This window comes from Shouchella rhizosphaerae (genome assembly GCF_036700015.1).
Classification (GTDB): Bacteria; Bacillota; Bacilli; order Bacillales; family Bacillaceae_D; genus Shouchella; species Shouchella rhizosphaerae.
On record NZ_CP144921.1, the window covers coordinates 2,243,036 to 2,261,981 of the forward strand.

The following is an 18,946-nucleotide window of genomic DNA, read 5'->3' on the forward strand; positions in this document are numbered from 1 at the left end:
ATGGTGCGGCAAAATAAAGGGATGAAAGCCACGATTACGGTAGCGATGTCCAATTATTTAGAAGCAGGCGCTATTGTTGCGGGCGCCGGTGGGCTAACATTATGGGTCGAGTATTTGCAGTTGACCGACATGTGGGTAGGATTGCTAGGCGCCTTGAGTGCTAATGGCTTTGGAGCAGCAATCGGGGCTCTGATTGGCGGTGCTTTAGTCGACCGCTATGGCAGGAAATTTATTTACAAATATGATTTGTTGCTATATATGGCAGGCATGCTTCTCATTGTCTTTGCTTTTTCCTTTCCTATGCTGCTTGCCGGCTATGTCATCGTTGGCATTGCTGTTGGCGCGTTAATTCCAGCAGCTTGGACGTATATTGCCGAAGAGGCGCCGCCTAACGAACGAGCTGCCAGAGTCGGTTGGTCCCAGTTCGCTTGGTCGATTGGGCCTGCTATTACGCTTTTTTTGTCGGTAGCGCTTGCTCCCCTCGGTTTACTAGGCAGCCGTTTGATCTTTGCGCAATTGTTTGTGGTGGCGATCATCACTTGGATATTGCAACAGCAAATCAATGAATCGCAAATATGGGAAAAAGAGCAAGAAAAAGCACGGCTGACTCAATCTGGCCAGGCTGCTGTGAAAGGCTCGTTAAAAGATTTGTTTACGATCAAAGCAAATTTGAAAGCGCTTATCTTTCTCATTGGCATCTACTTTTTCTGGAACCTTGTCGCTGGGACAATGGGATATTTTATGCCATATATTTATGAAACGGTAGGCGGTTTGTCAGCAGCACAAGCCAATTTGCTGCAAGGCGTCCTTTGGACATTTACGGTGATTGCTACTTATGCGGTGTTTATTAAGCTTGGCGATAAAGTGAACCGTAAGCTTTTGTTTGGGACGGGAGGGGTTTTGGGCATCATTGCCTGGCTCATTCTGACTTTTGGCGGTATGGGCATGACCGAGCTTGCCTTGTTTGTAACGATCTGGGGATTGGCTGCAGGCTTCGGTGCCCAGGCGTTCTATGCGCTGTTTGCGAGCGAGTTGTTCCATACAAAATACCGTGCCCAAGCCCAAGGATTGATGTTTTGCGTCGTACGAATTGGCGTAGGGTTGATTTCCCTTGTCGTTCCGGCAATGATTTCGACAATCGGCTTTCAAACATCAGGAATGATCATGATTGCTTTCTTGGTCATTAGCCTAGTCATCGGCGTTATCATGGCGCCAGAGACAAGGAACCGGTCATTGGAAGAAATCCAACATGAACGTTATGGGAAAAGCGCTTAACTGGACTTAACAGCGAGGCTAAGGCATAGAAGGGCGTTTCAGCAAAAAGAGGATTACAGTCAGCAAAATCGAACCTATACGAGTAACATGGCAGGAGAGTAAATCGCCCTAAGAAAGGAGTTGAGCCTTGTGAGGACTGGAAAGCAAAAGCCAAAGGGAGCGGTTTATTTATATGAAAACAAGCATAAAGAGAAAAATTACATTCATAGCCATTTTCATTATACACACCAGCTTCTCTATGTCCTCGACGGAAAAGGGGAGTGCGAGTTAGGGAAACAACAGCATGCGCTCGCTTCTGACAATTTGCTCATCATTCGCCCTTTGACACACCACTCGATTGCCGCGCAATCAAAAATGACTATGCTCGTGCTAGAGTTTGATGAAAAGCAACTGCCTGTGGAGTACAGGCACACGCTTATAGCTGACGTGTTTGCCCGTTCAGAAGTGCTCCGCCTCAATTTGTTTAAAGGGAGTGAAGTCCGCCAATTGCTAAGGCGTATGCTTTACGAACAACTCCAGTATAGGGACCGCGAAAAAATCGGCTTGTCGCTTTTGCTTGGAGAGTTGTTGCTGCTATTAAAGCGGACGAAAAAAGGATTTACCTACCAAAACACAAATGAGTGGCGTGCGGCTGCCCTTAAAGAGTATATCGAAAATAATTACTACCAGTTAAGCCGCGCTGAAGAATTAGCTGCCAAAATGGGGGTAAGCTCCCGCTATATGCAGCAAATCTTTAAAGACGCATATGATACGACGCCGATGCGGTATCTAACCGAAGTCCGTTTAAACCGCGTAAAGAAATTACTAATAGAAACTGACCTTGATATGGTTTCGATTTGTTTCGAAGTTGGCTTTGAATCGTTGCCTACCTTTTATCGCGTTTTTAAAAAGCAAGTTGGCGTTAGTCCTTTAGTCTATAAACATACTCAATTAAGCCAGTATCATCACCGCAATGTTTCAAAATAATAGCCAAAAAGTCGCTTCATAGAGGCCCCTAATGACCCTAGCTGATTTAGTTCGGAAACTGAGAACGAAAAACGGGGAGTGATAAGACGAATTGGATGCGCTTTCACTAAACTGAGAGCAAGAGGTTGGCGATAAAGTCGACAAAATCGCTTTCATTCAATTAAAAGCGAACTTAGATGAAAGGGGCATATAAGAATGGCTACGCATCCAATTGGCATTATTATGAATGGCGTCACCGGGAGAATGGGCACAAACCAGCATTTAATCCGGTCGATTTTAGCAATCCGTGAACAGGGAGGGGTTGCGCTTCCTAATGGGGAGACGCTTATGCCTGACCCGGTATTAGTAGGAAGAAACGAAGCAAAACTTGAAGCGCTTGCGAGCAAATACGGACTAAACCGGATCGAAACGGACTTAGAGCAGGCGCTGGCAGACGAATACAATGTCATCTATTTTGATGCACAAACAACGAGCCGCCGCGCTGCCGCAATTAAGCAAGCCATTTCAGCAGGCAAGCATATTTATTGCGAAAAACCAACGGCGACAAGCTTAGACGAAGCCCTTGAATTAGCTGAGCTTGCCAATAAAGCAGGAGTGAAGAACGGCGTTGTCCAAGATAAACTGTTTTTGCCTGGTTTGTTAAAGCTAAAACGATTGATTGACAGTCATTTTTTTGGTGACATTTATTCGGTGAAACTTGATTTTGGTTATTGGGTATTTGAAGGCGATTGGCAGGAAGGGCAGCGGCCAAGCTGGAATTATCGAGAAGAAGATGGCGGCGGCATTATTGTCGATATGTTTGCGCATTGGCGGTATGTAATCGACAACTTGTTTGGCGAAATTCAATCTCTTTCTTGCCTAGGAGCGACTCATATTCGCAAACGCGTGGATGAGGATGGCCAACCATACAAGGCGACTGCCGATGATGCAGCCTATGCAATTTTTGAATTGGAAAATGGGATTGTTGTCCAAGCGAATTCCTCATGGGTGACACGTGTCGACCGTGATGATTTATTGACGATCCACGTTGACGGAAAATATGGAAGTGCAGTCGCGGGATTGCGCGATTGCAAAATCCAACACCGTGTCATGACGCCTCGGCCGACATGGAATCCAGATATACCAAACCCGATCGCTTTCCAGGAACTCTGGCAGCAAGTGCCTGACAATGAGCCTTACGAGAATGGCTTTAAGGCACAGTGGGAACTGTTTTTGAAACATGTTTATACAGACAGTCCATTTCCTTGGGACTTGCTTGAAGGAGCCAAAGGGACACAGTTATCAGACTTAGGTTTACAAGCATGGCGTGAGCGGAAGTGGGTTGACGTGCCTAAACTGGCGGCAACTGTTCCGGCAAAGCATATTTAAGGGGGCAAAAACGATGGCTTACACGATTACATTGCCAACTGAAGACAGAAACAAAATCGTTTATACGCTCCAGAATGCTGAGCCTGCATGTCTGAAGACGGCTGCTTTTTCCGCACGGCGTGCCTACTCAGCGGCTCATGTCGTCGCCGATCCGTTATCGCCTGTACCGCCAGTGTTGGGCGGCAAAGTTGACTGGGAAGCGACCCTTTCTTACCGCCACCACCTATGGCAACTCGGCTTCGGTGTTGCTGAAGCAATGGATACAGCGCAAAGAGGGATGGGCTTAACATGGGAAGCGGCCAAACAGTTGATTGCTTATTCGGCAAAGGACGCAAAAGCAGTCGGCGGTGACATCGCTTCAGGTGTGGGGACGGATCACTTGAGTGACAAAGAGATATATGGGCTTGATGCGATCATTTCCGCTTATGAACAACAAATGGAGTTTGTCGAAGCGCAAGGCAGTCGTGTGATTCTCATGGCAAGCCGCGCCCTTGCGAAAGCAGCACGGTCACGAGATGATTACCGGAGCGTGTATAGCCGCCTGCTTCGCCAAGTGAAGGAACCGGTGATTCTCCATTGGCTTGGCGACATGTTTGATCCGAATCTAGCTGGTTATTGGGGAGATCGATCCATTGACGGGGCGATGGATGTTTGTCTGGAGATTATTCATGAACACAAGCACAAAATAGACGGGATCAAGCTATCGCTGCTTGATAAAAGCAAAGAAGTGGCTATGCGCAGTCTTCTTCCTCAACAGGTAAGAATGTATACAGGCGATGATTTTCACTATCCTGAACTGATTGCTGGGGAAAACGGCTTTTATAGCGATGCGCTATTAGGCATTTTTGACGCAATTGCGCCGGCAGCTGCTGAAGCTTTCCAAGCGCTTGACCGCGGCGATCTCGAAACCTATAACCGGATCTTGGCGCCAACTGTCCCACTTGCCCGCCATATTTTTGAAGCACCGACCTACGCCTACAAAACAGGGATTGTCTTTATGGCCTACTTAAATGGGCACCAAAACCATTTTCGAATGATTGGAGGCGCAGAAGGAGCGAGGTCTGCTGTTCATTTGGCAAAGCTATTTATGCTAGCCGACCAAGCAGGCTTGCTCGTTGAGCCTGAGAGAGCGATTAAACGGATGGTGCTAACGCTTGAAGCGGCTGGTATTAGCCAGGAGGTGCGCGTATGAGCGGTGCTCCTGGAATCGAGCGTTTCAGTTTAAACCAGATTACGACTGAACAATGGACGTTGCCAGAAGCGATTGAAGGCTGCGCCCGCCACGGCGTGGGCTGGCTGGCTGTTTGGCGTCATAAACTGCATGAGTACGGCTTAAAGGAAGCGAAAGAGCATATTCGTGATGCTGGCCTTTCCCTTTCCAGCTTATGCCGCGGCGGCATGTTTCCTGCTGCTAGCCAACAAGAGCGGCTCCAGCGGATTGAAGACAATCGGCGTGCCATTGACGAAGCCGCTGAACTTGGCGCGAATGTGCTTGTCCTTGTATGTGGCCCAGCTGCCGGCAAAGATTTAGTGGAAGCAAGAAAGCATGTACAAGCAGGGATCGAGGCGATTGTTCCTTATGCAGAACAATGCGGGATTAAACTTGGAATCGAGCCTCTTCATCCGATGTACGCAGCTGACCGTTCTGTTATAAATACACTAAGGCAAGCCAATGATGTAGCGGAAACGATCGGCACAAACCAAGTCGGTGTAATCGTTGATGCGTTCCACGTTTGGTGGGACCCTGAGCTAGATCAACAAATCGAACGGGCAGGCCAACATATACTTGGGTTCCATGTTTCCGACTGGAACGTTCCTATTACAGACATGTTTAAAGGCAGGTCCCTTATGGGCGATGGGGTAATCGACTTAAAGAACATGCGCCGGTTAGTAGAACAAGCAGGATATAAGGGACCGATTGAAGTCGAAATTATGAACCAGTCGCTTTGGAACCTTTCCGGTGATGAAGCAATGGCGAAGATCATTGAGCGGTTTGATGCCCACGTCTAATCGCGTTGTTGGCAAGAGTGCGAACGAGGAGGCTTAAAATGGCGGATTTGGTTTCAGTAGTAGTGGCTGGCATTAATGGTTATGGCAGTGGATATGTAAAAAAGCTGTTAACCCACAAACAAGCACTGCTTGCAGGGGTTGTTGACAATGCGCCGGAACGTAGCCCGTATTTGCCCGATTTACGAGAGCGTGGTGTACCGGTCTACCATTCACTACGCTCGTTTTATAAAGAACATCATGCTGATTTGGCTGTTATCGCTACACCAATTCATTTTCATACAGTCCACGCTCTGGAAGCGTTAACGAATGGCAGCCATGTCTTGTGTGAAAAGCCCCTTTCCGCTATGGAAAATGATTTTCCTTTGTGGGAAAAAGCAGTAAGAGAGGCGCAAAGATGGGCAGCGATTGGTTTTAATTGGTCATTTAGCAAAACCGTTCATGCGTTAAAGCGTGACCGAATGGCCGGCATGTTTGGTCGTGCCAAGTCGCTAAAGACATTGGTGTTTTGGCCGCGAAACACCGCGTACTACCAACGTTCCGATTGGGCAGGAAAACGCTTCTCCCAGCAAGGGCAGGCGATTTTTGATAGCATTGCCAACAATGCCGCAGCCCATTTTCTTCATCATTTGTTGTATGTGCTAGGCGACAAAATCGATACTTGCGCCAACGTCATTGACATCGACGCTGAATTGTATCGGGCCAATCCAATTGAAACATTTGACACATGCATATTGCGAGCGAAAACAGACGAAGGAGCAGCGCTATTGTTTGTAGCCTCACACGCTACGGAGGAAGAGGCCGGTCCGATGTTTGCGTTGGAATTTGAAAAAGCGACAATCGAATATAGGTGCAACAATAAAACGGGCCACGTCATCGCTTATTTTAAAGATGGTTCTACAAAAGTATATGGCAGGCTTGGCGTTACTCACGATGATTCATTTGCGAAGTTGGACGACTGTATTGAAGCAGTTATTGACCCAAACAAAACGGTCCCTTGTACGTACGAAACAGCATTTGCCCATGTGCAAATCATTGAGCAATTAAAACAACATCCTATTCACGAGTTTGCTAATGTCAAGCAAGTTGACGGCTACCGGGTCGTGCCAGGTTTAGCTGATGCATTGCTTGAACGCTATGAAAACCCACAGCAACATGGTTTTACTCCGATTAAAGAAACGCTGAAAACGTAGCAGGCAGCACTCGCGTCCATCGCGGGTGCTGTGACTGTAAATAAACGCTTCCAGGCCTTTACAGATGAACCCATGTTCGTTCGCGTATTCCCTCGCCTGACAAGCGTTTTCTATCAGTCTGATGAATGTTGCCGACAAATATAGCCTTGACTTGGCTGTGCGATAAGGTGGTTGCTATGTTTAAAAAGGCAAAGGTCAAAACCATTCTGTTTTTAAGCATTGCGCTGTTTATTATTTTCCTGTTTTTTGTCGTAATTGGCGTAAGTTATCGCATGGTTGTGTCGGAAACAATTGCCTCGACGTCGGCTCACCAAAAGGAGCTTTTGCACTTATACCGGAATGAATTGGATAACCAGATGAAGGTGTTGGAAGAAACAGCAGTTGTTATTTCAAGAAATGCTGATTTGCAAGCCTTTATCAATAACCGACACGAACACTTTTCTTATAATCGACAACGAAACAACCTCCACAAGTATTTGCATCAAGTTGTATTAAGTTCATCAATGATTGATTCCATTGATATATACATGGATAATCCCCCAACTTTTGATAGCCAATATCCGATCCGTTTTCTTTCTAAGATTGATATGCACAGCCATCCAAAAAACAAAGAAGTAAATGAGGCCAATGAAGTTTGGCTAGGAGAGCACGACAAACATTTAACAGAAGAGGAAAAGGTCGTCTCTTACATGTGCAAACTGTATTCGGCAAAAGGAACGTTAAAAGCTATGTTAGTACTGAACGTCCGCACCCGTGATTTTGAAGCCTTGTTTGTGGATAGGGATCATCATGCAAATCAGCGAATGTTAGTTGGCAAAAATGGAGAGGCGATTATGGCCGCTCATGAAACAGACGAAGAAGTAGGAAGAATCGTAGCTGAACATTCTTTTAACCAAGGTGGAAAAAGAGAGCTTGACCAGGGGCTAGCTGTATGGTCAGCGTTAGAGCGTGCTGATTGGTTTCTTGTCGAGGTAACGCCATGGGGAGAGCTAACGAAAGGGGGGAAACGAATTACAGCTGTGCTTATAGCAATTAGCCTAGTAGCGATCGCAGGGGCGCTCCTGTTTGCTTTGTTTCTGTCTACGGCGTTTTCAAAGCCAATTCTCCAGTTACGCCAAGGGTTTGTGCAATTTGGCAAATCACAAAAAGTGAATGTGCCAATTGGCTATCAAAATGAATTTGGCGATTTATTTGAAGGGTTTACGGAAATGACGAAGGAAATTCATGCATTGCACCAATCTTTAGAGGAAGAGCACCGCCGCAAAAATGAAGCTGATATAACGGCATTACAGGCAAACATTAACCCACATTTTTTGTACAATACACTCGACCAATTAAATTGGATGGCGATTGCCAAGGGACAAGATGAAATCAGTGAAGTAATTGAATTGATGGGAAAAATGCTACGGATTGGCCTCTCGAAAGGGAAAAGTTTCATACCGATTGCCGATGAACTGGACCATATCCGCTACTATATGCAAATCCAGCAATGTACAAAAAGCGTCGATATTTCATTTGAGATCGATGTCCCATCTGAACTCCACCATTACTATGTGCCGAAGTTTACATTGCAGCCGATTGTTGAAAACGCGATTGTTCATGGATTTCATCGCCGCCAACGTGGGATGATTGACATTTCCATTCGTCCATACAAACAGGCGCTTCAGCTACAAGTAAAAGATGACGGCGTAGGGTTTGATCAAAAGGAGCCGATTCCCCGGAAAAATGGTTATGGTTTGCAAAACGTCGCAGAGCGTTTACGAGCGTTTTTTGGTGAGGAAGGGACGATCACTGTTTACAGTGCCATAGGGGCAGGGACGACAGTATTGATTGAAATTCCGCAAAAGCAAACAAGCGATTGGGGAGGAGTAAACAAATATGTGGAAAACGGTTATTATCGACGACGACGAGCAAGTAATTGAAGGGCTAAAAGGCATCATTCCCTGGAAGAGGTTTAACATGACCTTTGTTGGAGAAGCGTATGACGGCGAAGAGGGGATTAAGCTGATTCAAACCAATCAGCCGAACATTGTGGTAACCGATATTTATATGCCTGTGTTGGAAGGGTTGGCAATGGTTAAAACGGTGAGGGATGAAGGATTTGCTGGAAAGGTTGTCATTTTAAGTGGCTTCGATGATTTTGAATACGCACGACAAGCGCTGCGCTTACGTGTAGATGACTATTTAAGCAAACCGGCTTCAAAAATGACGATTTTCACTGTGTTCGAGAAAATCGTCAATCGCTTAACAGCAGAGGCGGAAGAGGAGATCAAAAGCAAACAGTTGGAAATCCGCTTAAATGCGGTTGCGCCATTGCTTGACCGCCCTTTTGAAATAACCGGCGAGTCGTTACCCCTTTATGAAACATTGGCAACAGCTGTACGCGACAACGATTGGAGTAAAGCACAACAAGCAGCAAGAGCGGTCGTGTCTTATTTACATGATGCGAAAGAACTGGAGCGGCCTTCATTGCTTCATTTCCATGCAAACAGCTTGCAAGCATTGATCCGTGATGCGGTACGAAATAGAACCGGCCAACATGTCTGTGCCAATAGAGTGGAAGTGGCACCAGACCAATTGTTGACGATCAAAGACTTCGAAGCATGGATCGAGTCGCAAGTAGATCAAGCGTGCATCGCCTCGATTTCAGAAGGCAACGCGAGGCATCGCCGCGCTGTCCAAATGACGATCGACTATGTTCATGCCCATTATAACGAAGATCTTGTCCTCAAAGATATTGCGGAAGAGGTGGGTTTATCGAGGAAATACCTCGGGATTGTGTTTCAAAAAGCAGTCGGCGAATCGTTTAAGTCCTATCTTACCCGCGTTCGGATGGAAAAGGCGAAACAGTTGCTGCTTGAAGGGGAGCTGTATATTTATGAAATTGCTGATCAAGTCGGTTACAGCCATGTCCATTATTTTACAAGGCAATTTAAGCGTTTTTTCCACGCCAGTCCAACTGAATTTATTAACCAAAAAGAGTAAAAGCGTCCCATATTTCTTTTAAATGGTCTTTTGTGCAAATTATTTCCCTTTTGTCATCTATTCACCCACAAAAAGAGTTTTTAAACTAGAACTAAATGAAAGCGCTTTATTTTATAAAAAAGGGAGGCGACAAAATGAAAGGATGGCAAGGAGTAGCTGGAATGTGTTTAGTGAGTGTCGTGGCGCTCACAGCATGCTCATCGTCGGAAACGGAAGTAGCCGAAGGAGAGGGCGGCGAGAAAGCGGACTTAAAAAGCGGCCAAACCGAGTTGAGAGTCGCATGGTGGGGCTCGCAAGCACGGCATGACCGTACAATCGAAGCGATTAAACTGTTTGAAGCTGAAAATCCGGATATCGCTATAACGACGGAGTTCACTGGCTGGGACGGCTATTGGGAACGGATGTCGACGCAAGCAGCGGGCAGAAACTTGCCAGACGTCATTCAAATGGATTTACAGTACATCAACGAATATGTCTCCCGTGATTTGCTTGTTGATCTAACCCCCTACGTGGAAGATGGAACGCTCGATTTTAGTGATGTGGATGACATTTATTTAGAAGGCGGCATTGTAAACGAAGGGTTGTATGGAATTAACCTTGGTTCCAATGCGATGTCCATCGCTTATGATGCTGAGATTTTCGCCGAAGCAGGCGTTCCGGAACTAGAGCCTGGTTATACGTGGGATGATTATATAGAGGCAGTCAAAACAATTCACGAAAACTTGGATGGCATGTATGCGTACGGTTTCGGCGATAGTTTAAATTTTTTTAAGCATTATTTGCGCCAACATGATTTGTGGTTGTATAACGAAGACAACACCGGGCTTGGCTACGACGACGACAAATACTTGATTGACTTCTTGAACATGTATAAAGACTTGCTTGACAGTGGGGTGGCTGCGCCTCCTGATGTCAAAGCCGAGGTGCAAGGCATCCAAGATGAATTAATTGTCCACGGACGCGCTTCAACGTTTTCCCCTCACAGCAATCAAATTGTCGCACTCAATGAAGCTGCTGGCCGTAAGCTTCAGATGACAACTTTGCCAGCAATGGAAGGTGGATCAGAAGCCTCTTTTATCAAACCGTCATTGCTATTTTCTGCTACAAGCCAAGGGGACAAGAGCGAAGAGGCTGCGCGATTCATCAATTTTTTTGTCAATAGTATAGAAGCCAATGAAATTTTAAACGCTGAACGGGGCGTGCCGATTTCTGAAAAGGTTCGAGATCACCTTTATGATCATGTCAGCGAAAATACACAACTGCAATTTGATTATGTTCAATTAGTTGAACAGAGGGCTGCGCCGATCCATCCACCAGACCCAGCAGGTACAGGTCAGATTTTGGATTTATATGCGCGAATGATAGAAGAATTCGAGTATGAGTTGCTAAGCGCCGAGGAATTTGCCGAGCGTTTCCGGGGAGAAGTGGAGATCATTTTAAGCAATTAGCCAGTGGATGATAAAGGAGAGACGAATGAAACCATCAGAAACGATAAGAGCCGAGTATCCGCCGAATCGAAAAACAAGCGCGAAATGGCGTGTTTGGAAACAGTATTTAGTCGGATTTGCCTTTATTTCTCCATGGCTAGTCGGGTTTTTAGGCTTTGTCATTGGCCCGATGATCGCGTCGCTTTATTACTCATTCACTGATTTTGATATGTTGACGAGCCCTAATTGGGTTGGTTTGGACAATTATATCACGATGTTTACCAATGATCCGAGGTTCCGTACTTCAATCACGGTCACGCTTGTATTCGTGTTTGTGTCAACGCCAATCAAACTAGCGTTTGCCTTGTTGATTGCGATGCTGTTTAACAATAAACGCAAAGGGGCAGGGTTTTATACGACGCTATTTTATATTCCTTCCATTATCGGCGGCAGTGTTGCTGTAGCTGTGATGTGGCGCCAGTTATTCGGCGGACAAGGAGCCATTAACGATATTTTGTTGTTTTTCGGCGTAGAAGGAAAAAGTTGGATTGCTAGCCCCGACCATGCCTTAATGGTGTTGATCTTGCTTGTTATTTGGCAATTTGGTTCTCCTATGATCATCTTTTTGGCAGGGCTTAGGCAAATTCCTGAAGATTTATATGAAGCAGCGTCCGTTGATGGCGCAGGGAAGTTTCGCAAATTTTTATCCATCACGATTCCATTGTTGACGCCTGTCATTTTCTTTAATTTGATTATGCAAATGATTGGTGCATTTCTCGTCTTTACACAAGCATTTGTGACAACACAAGGCGGCCCTCTTGACCGCACGCTGTTTTACGCTTTGTATCTTTATGAACGAGCGTTTACCAATTATGAAATGGGCTATGCTTCTGCGATGGCCTGGACGTTGCTCATTGTGATTGCGATTGTCACAGGATTGCTTTTCTATAGCTCGAAAAAATGGGTGTTTTATGAATCAGAGAAAGGGTGAGCAGGTGCAAACAAAAAGGAGGTTTAAAACGTTTCTATATCACTTTACTGTTCTGCTGTTTGGGTTTTTTATGCTTTACCCTGTGCTTTGGATGATCAGCAGCTCCGTAAAGCCACCTGCAGAAATCTTCCAGCAGGCAGCTTCTTTGCTGCCGTCTGCTTTTCATTGGGACAATTACGTAGAAGGTTGGAAAGGATTTGGCAGCGTTGGCTTTGACCAAATTTTCCGCAACTCACTCTTTGTATCAAGCATGAACATTATCGGTGCCTTGATTTCATCTTCATTTGTCGCGTTCGGGTTTGCACGGTTGAAATTCCCGCTTAAGAATATATTGTTTGCTTGTCTAATTGGAACGCTGATGCTTCCCATGCAAATCACGCTCATTCCCCAATATATTCTGTTTAACTACTTTGGCTGGGTCAATACGTTTTTGCCGTTAATCGTCCCTGCCTTTGTAGGCGGCACGCCGTTTTTCATCTTCTTAATGGTCCAGTTCATCCGTGGCATCCCGAGAGAACTAGATGAAGCGGCTGTCATTGATGGGTGCTCTACCTTGGGCATCTTCTGGCGGATTATTATGCCTTTGTGCAAACCGGTGCTTGTCACCGTTACGATCTTTGCATTCCTATGGAGTTGGGATGACTTTTTTGGTGGGTTGATTTATTTGAATGACCCATCACTCTATACGGTAGGACTAGGGCTTGCCAGTTTTCTGGATTCTACTAGCGCTTCGTCCTGGGGACCGCTTCTGGCGATGGCAACGCTGTCTCTCGTTCCCCAATTTATCGTGTTTCTATTCTTCCAAAAATACTTGGTCCAAGGGATTGCAACAACAGGAATCAAGTAACGATCGAGGTCATGAAAAGATAACGAGGAACTACTTGCACAGATCTCTTTTGGGGCGGGATCGATAAGTCCTATTAGTGTGTAAAATCGGTTTTCGAAAAAGAAAAGGAGCCACTTTCAACATTATGTTGAAATGGCTCATATTAGATTAACGCGTAAATCCAGAACGTTGCAGCAACCGCCTATTTACACGATCTTTATTACTACTGTTTCTTTTTCATCGTAACCTTCATCACAAAACTTTTTTCATAGTTGGTATCTTTCGAATTAGATGACTAAATAGGAAGCTCAATAAACTAGCTAAGATACTTACTATGAAAAACTTTGTTAACGCTCCAGAAGGGATTTCTTCCATAGCCCCTTGCAATATATAAACTACAAAAATGTGAATAATATAAACGGCAAAAGCGTTTTCTGCCATAAAAGCAAGTAATTTTCCGCGTTTATTCGCAAATTCCCTGCCTATCACTAGTATTCCTATTATCAAGCCAACGCCAATAAACCCTTCTAAAACTAGCCATATATAGACAGACCGTAAACCTGTTAAAACATTTAAATAGTGCATGGCTGCTGCTATAATTCCTATTATGAACCAGATCACGCCTGTTTTAATTGGAATATTTTCTAACCAATTAGAACGATAAGCAAGAATGCCAAAGGCAAAAAAACTAATATACTGTGGCAAACGTCCAACTTCTACCGGCATAAAAGGTGAAATATTCACCCATTCTCCTACAGGAAACCAAATCCGAATAAGCATATTAGCAATTATTAATGATAATGAAAATAAAAATAATTGTTTATGTCCTAATGATCTGCTTTTTGTAGGATTTGGTATCTTCATTATAACTCGTACTAAGGCGTAGCAGACAGAAAGAAAGAATAATAATGCGATAAACCAAAGATGACCAATTTCAAAATCAAGTGTTCCAATATAATCAAAAATCATATATTCCCAGAACGATCCACTAACTCCATCGACAAAATAGGTGATTGGGCCAAATAGTACAATGACCACAACGATAAAAGGAATACCTAACCGGATGAATCTACTTTTTATAAAGGAGTAAACGCCTCTTTTATCGATCGAAGCAGGAATAAAATAAGCAGATATTAGAAAAAATAACCCCATAAAGAAAGCGCCATTAACATCAAAGAAAGGACCTAAAATTGCTGATTTTTCTGAACTTGCAAGTGGCCAATCATCAATAGGTCCATATGCTTGACCAGCGTGATGAGCTACGACTAATAAGATTAAAAATACTTTTATATGATCTAGGTATAGTAGTCTTGATTTTTTAGAGAAAGGTTCATTTTTTAATTCCATTCATTTTATACCCCCATGCTCTTTATAAGTTGATACATGCCAGCTACTCACTAGCCATCGTTTAATCTGCGTATATCTACATGTCACGATGTTACCGTTCTTTTCAGAGGCAATCGAATTAGTACTTTCGATCCTTTTTCTAATCCTTCACTATGTGCACTTATCATACCGCCATGCATTTGAACAATATATTGAGCAATGGATAAACCTAATCCTGTACTTCCGGAAACTCTGCTGCGAGATTTATCTGCCTTATAGAATCGTTCAAATATATTTGGTAAGTCCTCTTTAGAAATGCCAATCCCATTGTCTTGAATAGAAATCAACGCATAGTTTCCCTCGACTTCACAATTAAAAGAAATTGTACCTGAAGAAGGTGTATATTTTATACTGTTATCTAAAACAATTCTGATGACTTGCTTAATAAGTGCAAAATCGCCATCCACAAGAACTTCCTGTTTCTTTTCAAATATAAATGTATGGCCTGTATTCATCACCACTGAATCTCGTATGACTTCTTCAATCAATTCAGGCAAATGAATGGTTCTTACCTCCATCATTTGTTGTCCTGACTTTGCTAGCAGCAGGAGCCTTTCAACCAATTTATTTATATACGATGCCTCTTTTTTTATAGAAGAGATGGCTTCTTGCCGGATAGCAATATCTTCTCCTCCCCATCGTTCTAACAAATCAGCATATCCTTGAATGACTAATAGCGGTGTTCGAAGTTCATGGGAGGCATCGGAAACAAAACGGTCTTGTTGACGATAGGTGTCCCATATTTTATCCATTAACTCATTAAACGTTTCTGCCAATTCACGTAATTCATCATGAGATGTTTTAACATCCAATCTTACATTTAAACTGCCTGTTCTAATGAACTTGACCATCTCTTGTATAGGACGCAACATCGTTTTAATCGTCCAACCACTAATCACTAAAACAAAAATGCCCATTATAATGAATACAAATATGAGAACAAATATAATCGACCTAACAATCTCCCACTCTTGTTCAAGTGATTTTGAAATAGTAATCACAGTGCTCTTTCCATTTAGATCCACGTTAAACTTGTTTGTAATCTTCATACGATTAATGTCACTTGATATCCCTGTTGTCTTTGCTGGCTCGCTTTCAACTAACAAAACGGTTATATTCGTATTAGATGAATAGGCGTCGATTTGATCGATTTCCCCTTTAGAAACCATACTCCTAATCACTCTTTCATGGTCTTCTAATGTTAGGGAAGCCCCTGCAATTAGGAGTCTTGAAAATGCAAAAACAAGTACAAATCCGATCACAGTAAATAAAATGGTGAAAAGCCCTAAATTGGTTAAAATCGATTTTAATCCAATCGAAAATTTAAAGCGTTTATTTAGCCTTTCCCAGAGATTAGTTATCTTTAATGACATATCCAATTCCTCTAATCGTTTGTATCATCCTAACGTCCATAACATCTTCCAGCTTTCGTCTGATATTCTTTATGAACACATCTACAATATTTGTATCGCCGTAATACTCATATCCCCACACATTCTCAATAATATTTTCGCGCGATAATGCAATATTACGATTTACCAATAAATAATAAAGCAGTTCATATTCCTTCTTAGTAAGGCCTAATTCTTGTCCCTTAACGATTACTTGATACGTATCAGGGTTCATTGTCAGTTCTCCCCAATGAAGGCTATTGTTTGTCGTTTTTTCGCGAAAGATTACCCTAATACGAGCAAGTAATTCTTCTATAAAAAAGGGTTTTGTCATATAATCATTCGCTCCACTATCCAACCCTGTAACTTTATCAGATACCTCTCCCTTTGCAGTAAGTAATATAACAGGGGTGGTTTCTTTCGACTTCCGAAGTCTGCGTAGAACTTCGATCCCACTAATTTTAGGAAGCATCACATCCAAAAGAATCACGTCAAACTTTTCTAATAGCGCCTTAGCTAATCCGTCTTCTCCATCGTTTTCTATAATCAACTCAAATCCTTCATGTTTTAGCTCTAGTTCTAAATATCGAGCTATCGCTGCATCATCCTCAATAAGCAAAATTCTCTTCAATCAAATTCTCCTTTCAGTGACGCTTTTTGAATAATTGCCTTCTGCATGAATGTCTGATTAAGTTGCTTCAGATTTAGTCTAATATGAAAAAATGAAGCAATTAGGTAACGCTTTCTGAAGATTTAATGAACGTTTGTATTTTTCTTTTTCATTTATAAGAAGCCGTCTTCCTTTTATGAATCTGATCATTTTTTCATACCTCTCCTTATATCAACATATTTGAAGGAATACATTTGCAATAACTTCTTTGAACCTATCTTGCCGTTTTTATATTTGAATAAAAGCCTTCTGAAACGCACCAACGGCCATAACTCGCTGATATCCTATCATAAAAAGAGTAGCGCTTGTGACTTAATCAACATCTTGTAATCGTGCCAAAGTCATGGTTTTTCAATGGTGTCATTATAATTTACGTTCTTAGTAAGTAGCTTCAATCTAGTTTGATACTACCTACGATTTATACTTTACGAACGAATGAATTCTTCTTTATTTTAGGCAGTTGTTAATATTGGATGATGCAATCTGCTTAACTATATCGATAAACTTTAAAGTAATAGGGGAGGAGTGAACTCTATGCTTATAAGCGATGCCTACCTCTCGTATATATGGAGTGCTGAAATTTTTTTGGATAAGGTTGTTAGGTGAATGAATTAATAATGAACTAGGAGTAATTGATATACCCAAATTTTCGCTAACCATTGCTAATATTACTTGATCTACAGCGATCTCATAAACGATATTTGGTTTTATATTGTTTTCAGATAGTATGCGTGCCACATCACGATCAATTTGTTTGTTAGGCATAATCCATCTTTCATTTTTTAGTTGATTAATATTTAGGTCAACTTCCTCAGCAAGTGGGTGATCTTTCGATAGGATACAGACTAAATTATCTTTAAAGGTTTGTTCAAATACAAAGCCACTAGCATGAGGCCTTACTAAAAAACCTACATCTATTTGATCTGTCTCAAGCCATTCTTCTACCTGGTCATAGTTTCCTTCGAATAACTGTATATCTAGCTGTGGGTAGTGCTCCTCAACATAAGCTAACACCTTAGGCAAAAGAATCAGAGAAACACTTGGGAGAGTGCCTATACGCAAAACGCCTGAAATTATATTTTTAGAAGTGGAAATGGTTGTAAGCAATTGTTCATGCTGTTGCAGAATATTTACAATCTGCTCATATACGAGCTTTCCTTCATTAGTTAGATTTATATTTGATCGATTTCTTATAATTAATGTTAACTCAAATTCGTCCTCTAACTTAGAAATGGCATGACTGATTGACGATTGGGTGAGGTTTAACTTTATTCCTGTTTCAGTGAAGCTTCCTGTCTCAATTAATGTTCGAAACGCTTTATATTGAGCTAATGTAGGCATTTGGCTCCTCCTTATGAATTTAATTCATACTTATAAGCTGAAAGATTCATTTGACTAATTGTTTTCACCAATTATATAATTAATCCCAATTAAATCAATAGGAATAAAAAGAGAGTTGATTATGGTGAAGAATTTATCAATGGAAATTATAACAGCAAAAATGTTTAATGAGCTGCACGTAGCCATATTAGAAGCTTATCCTGATGAAGGATACAACCTAATAAAAAAAGGGTTAATAGCTTTTGGTTTGAAGGATGCTGAATTAATTGCTATACAAGCAACCTCAGAAGGTCAAAACCATCATTTCTTTGAGTATCTTCCACCAGTTTTAGAGGTACAAGAAAAATATGCAAGTCTAACCCCGTTTGCCCGCTTTGCCAAGATGTTCGCACAAATTGCGAAACAAGTTGTTGATGAATACGGGGAAAAAGGGGAGGCAGTTATCATGTCTGCGGTTGAACAATTTGGTAAGAAACGCGGACAAGGAATCGCGCAACGAGCTAGGTCGAATGGATTCGAAAATACAGTGGAGAATTATTTATCCCATTACGATATGGGACGTAGTGAACTATTTGAATTCGAAAGTATCTATAAAAAAGAGGAAATTGAACAGACGTTTACAAAGTGTCCATTAGGACAACAGTGGGCTGATGATGGGACAGGTGAATATGGAATTCTCTACTGTAGAATGATCGACCCCTCTATTGCGAAGGGTTACAATAAAAATTTTGACGTCGTCCATGACCAATACGTCTTAAAAGAAGGGCAATGCCATTTTAAATTTCAGATGAAGGAAGGGAGGTAAGGGGGGTCTAGGCAGAACTTATTAGAAGTAATTTTCTGCAAACAGTGTTTCGTAGAGACAACAATGATATTACTACCGTCAAAGATGTTAGTGGCGAGACATTAGCGATCCTCTGTCAAGATAATAGAAACAATTTTAATATTCACCGTATCATTACCTGGATTTTACGAACGTCAGCAAACCATTCTCTAGATACTCTATAAGGTCATTCATGTTGAGTTGGGCTTCTGATCGTTGCATGGATGTCGTTTCACAACCACAAAAAATCATCCACCCTTGAGTTAGCGGCTCAGGTGGATGATTCGTACCATCGGC

Annotated in this window: 16 protein-coding genes; 12 read left to right on the top strand and 4 right to left on the bottom strand. The window is 42.6% G+C overall.

Translation table 11 applies throughout. The annotated features are described in order from the left end of the window. The 11 genes from V5G21_RS11210 (at nt 1) to V5G21_RS11260 (ending at nt 13,059) form a co-directional block, all read left to right on the top strand. Nucleotides 1–1,275, top strand: a complete 1,275-nt coding sequence (locus tag V5G21_RS11210; protein ID WP_011245238.1) for an MFS transporter — start codon at nt 1–3, stop codon at nt 1,273–1,275. Between the two features lie 129 nt (nt 1,276–1,404). Next, nucleotides 1,405–2,241 carry a helix-turn-helix transcriptional regulator gene (locus tag V5G21_RS11215; RefSeq protein WP_095255384.1) on the top strand — a complete coding sequence of 279 codons (837 nt, stop codon included), beginning with the start codon at nt 1,405–1,407 and terminating at the stop codon, nt 2,239–2,241. Between the two features lie 195 nt (nt 2,242–2,436). Then, nucleotides 2,437–3,609 (top strand): Gfo/Idh/MocA family oxidoreductase, encoded by a 1,173-nt coding sequence (locus V5G21_RS11220; protein ID WP_338464717.1) that lies wholly within the window; start codon nt 2,437–2,439, stop codon nt 3,607–3,609. A 13-nt stretch (nt 3,610–3,622) separates the two neighbouring features. Further along, on the top strand, nt 3,623–4,801 hold the full coding sequence (locus V5G21_RS11225) for a dihydrodipicolinate synthase family protein (RefSeq protein ID WP_011245241.1): 1,179 nt from the start codon (nt 3,623–3,625) through the stop codon (nt 4,799–4,801). Next, nucleotides 4,798–5,619, top strand: a complete 822-nt coding sequence (locus tag V5G21_RS11230) for a sugar phosphate isomerase/epimerase family protein (RefSeq protein ID WP_011245242.1) — start codon at nt 4,798–4,800, stop codon at nt 5,617–5,619. The genes V5G21_RS11225 and V5G21_RS11230 overlap by 4 nt, the downstream gene beginning before the upstream one ends. A 38-nt stretch (nt 5,620–5,657) precedes the next feature. Then, nucleotides 5,658–6,809 (top strand): Gfo/Idh/MocA family protein, encoded by a 1,152-nt coding sequence (locus V5G21_RS11235; protein ID WP_051881265.1) that lies wholly within the window; start codon nt 5,658–5,660, stop codon nt 6,807–6,809. A gap of 176 nt (nt 6,810–6,985) precedes the next feature. Next, nucleotides 6,986–8,731, top strand: coding sequence for a sensor histidine kinase (locus tag V5G21_RS11240; protein WP_179291422.1), 1,746 nt, complete (start codon nt 6,986–6,988; stop codon nt 8,729–8,731). Further along, nucleotides 8,688–9,794, top strand: coding sequence for a helix-turn-helix domain-containing protein (locus tag V5G21_RS11245; RefSeq protein WP_338464719.1), 1,107 nt, complete (start codon nt 8,688–8,690; stop codon nt 9,792–9,794). Before V5G21_RS11240 ends, V5G21_RS11245 begins: the two co-directional genes overlap by 44 nt. Before the next feature lie 134 nt (nt 9,795–9,928). After that, complete coding sequence (locus V5G21_RS11250) at nt 9,929–11,242, top strand: ABC transporter substrate-binding protein (RefSeq protein ID WP_011245246.1); 1,314 nt, start codon at nt 9,929–9,931, stop codon at nt 11,240–11,242. A 25-nt stretch (nt 11,243–11,267) separates the two neighbouring features. After that, a complete protein-coding gene (locus V5G21_RS11255) occupies nt 11,268–12,212 on the top strand; it encodes a sugar ABC transporter permease (RefSeq protein ID WP_338464721.1) in 945 nt (314 codons plus the stop codon). 4 nt (nt 12,213–12,216) lie between these two features. Then, entirely contained in the window at nt 12,217–13,059 is an 843-nt protein-coding gene (locus tag V5G21_RS11260) for a carbohydrate ABC transporter permease (RefSeq protein WP_011245248.1), read from the top strand. Nucleotides 13,060–13,290: 231 nt separating this feature from the next. Here the strand turns inward: V5G21_RS11260 and V5G21_RS11265 are convergent, their stop codons facing one another. The 4 genes from V5G21_RS11265 to V5G21_RS11280 form a co-directional block, all read right to left on the bottom strand. Beyond that, nucleotides 13,291–14,385 carry an acyltransferase family protein gene (locus V5G21_RS11265; protein WP_063608135.1) on the bottom strand — a complete coding sequence of 365 codons (1,095 nt, stop codon included), beginning with the start codon at nt 14,383–14,385 and terminating at the stop codon, nt 13,291–13,293. Nucleotides 14,386–14,468: 83 nt separating this feature from the next. Continuing rightward, the gene (locus V5G21_RS11270; protein ID WP_338464722.1) at nt 14,469–15,797 is read right to left on the bottom strand and encodes a HAMP domain-containing sensor histidine kinase; all 1,329 of its coding nucleotides are present in this window, start codon (nt 15,795–15,797) and stop codon (nt 14,469–14,471) included. Beyond that, entirely contained in the window at nt 15,778–16,446 is a 669-nt protein-coding gene (locus tag V5G21_RS11275; RefSeq protein ID WP_035205451.1) for a response regulator transcription factor, read from the bottom strand. The genes V5G21_RS11270 and V5G21_RS11275 overlap by 20 nt, the downstream gene beginning before the upstream one ends. A gap of 486 nt (nt 16,447–16,932) precedes the next feature. Continuing rightward, nucleotides 16,933–17,826 (bottom strand): LysR family transcriptional regulator, encoded by an 894-nt coding sequence (locus V5G21_RS11280; RefSeq protein WP_073305433.1) that lies wholly within the window; start codon nt 17,824–17,826, stop codon nt 16,933–16,935. A gap of 121 nt (nt 17,827–17,947) precedes the next feature. Between V5G21_RS11280 and V5G21_RS11285 the strand changes: the two genes are divergently transcribed. Continuing rightward, the gene (locus V5G21_RS11285; protein WP_063608141.1) at nt 17,948–18,631 is read left to right on the top strand and encodes an L-2-amino-thiazoline-4-carboxylic acid hydrolase; all 684 of its coding nucleotides are present in this window, start codon (nt 17,948–17,950) and stop codon (nt 18,629–18,631) included. The last annotated feature ends 315 nt before the right edge of the window (nt 18,632–18,946 follow it).